3 protein-coding genes and 1 pseudogene are annotated in these 1727 nt (G+C 61.3%); 2 read left to right on the top strand and 2 right to left on the bottom strand.

Annotated elements, in window-relative coordinates:
- Window positions 1-252, bottom strand: a pseudogene (locus tag EN914_RS34380) (L,D-transpeptidase); the annotation flags it as partial.
- Between the two features lie 238 nt (window positions 253-490).
- On the opposite strand from EN914_RS34380, the gene EN914_RS39930 reads away from it, so the two are divergent.
- Window positions 491-613, top strand: coding sequence for a hypothetical protein (locus EN914_RS39930; protein ID WP_013528283.1), 123 nt, complete (start codon window positions 491-493; stop codon window positions 611-613).
- Window positions 614-709: 96 nt separating this feature from the next.
- On the top strand, window positions 710-1333 hold the full coding sequence (locus tag EN914_RS34390) for a LysE family translocator (RefSeq protein ID WP_023761181.1): 624 nt from the start codon (window positions 710-712) through the stop codon (window positions 1331-1333).
- A 52-nt stretch (window positions 1334-1385) separates the two neighbouring features.
- Here the strand turns inward: EN914_RS34390 and EN914_RS34395 are convergent.
- Window positions 1386-1727 (bottom strand): autotransporter outer membrane beta-barrel domain-containing protein (locus EN914_RS34395; protein ID WP_127389636.1); only part of this gene is annotated, 342 nt, incomplete at its 5' end.

Here is a 1727-nt window from a genome sequence, read left to right on the forward strand (position 1 = left end):
GGCATACATGACCCCGGGACTGGTGACGTTCTTGTCGACGCTGATGCTTGGCCGGATCGGCCGCACGGAACCCGTGGTGACGTCGTCGAGCTCGAGCGCCGGCAGGCCGCCGCCCGAGGTCGAGCAACCGGCGGCGCTCAGCAGCGCAAGCGCCCCTGCCCCGGACAGGATGGCGCGGCGGGAAAGATGATGATCGGTTTCGATTGCGTCGCCATTTCGCGGCGGCGTCAGACCTTGCGGCAACTCACGCATATACCCAGACCCTACGCTGTCGGCGGGAAGCACGGTCCGGCCGGATAGCAGGCATTTTCCTCATTCATGGTTGATAAAGCGTGAAGACCTTGCACAGCCTGCATTTGCGCATGGCCTTGGCGATGTTCGACCTTCTTGCCTGAACTTGAACGAAGGCTGCTGCACAAAAAGACCTCGGTCGAGTCATATTCCCGGCGCCGGCGTCTCCTACTCCTCGGACCATCAGCGAGGGGCCTCCATGTGCAAGACCTTAAAAACCGACATCAAGCTTTTTGCCGCTGCCATTGTCGCGGCGGCAACCGTTCTCGGTGCCAATGTCAGCCTGGCCGATATAGTGAGCACGCTGAGCGGCGCGAACTGACACCGATCTGCCGCTGGCGCAGTTAGGGAAATCGCCTCTTTACATTCTCCCGGGCCTAAGGATTTATCCTCTTCTTTAAGCTCAAAGGAGACGAGCATGTCCTTCGAAAACTGGGCCGCCTTCGCTGCCGCATCGACGATCCTTCTCATCATTCCAGGTCCGACCATCCTGCTGGTCGTGTCCTATGCGCTGGGCCAGGGCTGGCGTACCGCTCTGCCGATGGCCGTCGGCGTGGCGTTGGGGGATTTCACTGCGATGACGTTGTCGATGCTGGGTATCGGCGCGCTGCTGGCGGCCTCGGCGACCGTCTTCACCATCCTGAAGCTGATCGGCGCCGGTTATCTGATCTATCTTGGCGTGAAACTGTTTCGCGCCGGCGGCGCGTTGAAGGCCGAACCGCGCACCGACGCGGTCTCCTCGGCCAAGATGATGGCGCACGCCTGGCTCGTCACCGCGCTCAACCCGAAAAGCATCACGTTCTTCGTTGCTTTCCTGCCGCAGTTCCTCGACCGGCACGCCGATTTCTGGACGCAGATGCTGATCTTCGAGACGACCTTCCTGGCGCTCGCCTTCGCCAATGCCTTCGGCTATGCGCTGATCGCGGCACGCGCACGCAACGTGGTGCGCAATCCCAAGGCGATCCGCATCTTCAACCGCACCGGCGGTACGCTGCTGGTCGGCGCCGGCATCGCCACGGTGGCGATGCGTTCCAGCAATTAAGCTGTCTTTTTGGTCATGATCCCGAAACTGGTTTTCGGGATCATGACCGGCCTTACCATTTGACGCTGAAGCCCAGATTGCCTTCGAGGATCCGACGCTTGTCGCCACCGAGATTGGTGGTGTAGTCGCCGGTGGCGAAGATGCTGACCTTGTCCGTCACCTTGGCAATCACGCCGCCGCCGAACTCGAACGAGGTCGATCTGCCCTCGGTCGAGATGTCGGTGGTGTCGAAATTGACATGGCTGGTGCCGCCGAAATCGTGCCAGATGTTGGCCTTGAGATACGGCTGCAGCGCCATGCCATTGATCGTTGTTTCGCCTTGCAGCCGTGCGCCGAGCCGGCCGGTCACGCTGCCGTCCGTATCGAAGGAAACCGAAGCAAAGCGGTCCGACGC

The organism is Mesorhizobium sp. M7A.F.Ca.CA.001.08.2.1 (assembly GCF_003998455.1).
Taxonomy (GTDB): domain Bacteria; phylum Pseudomonadota; class Alphaproteobacteria; order Rhizobiales; family Rhizobiaceae; genus Mesorhizobium; species Mesorhizobium ciceri.

Excerpts from the sequence above, each read along its gene's own strand:
- EN914_RS34390 (WP_023761181.1), top strand. The coding sequence starts at position 710 with ATGTCCTTCGAAAACTGGGCCGCCTTCGCTGCCGCATCGACGATCCTT.
- EN914_RS39930 (WP_013528283.1), top strand. The coding sequence starts at position 491 with ATGTGCAAGACCTTAAAAACCGACATCAAGCTTTTTGCCGCTGCCATT.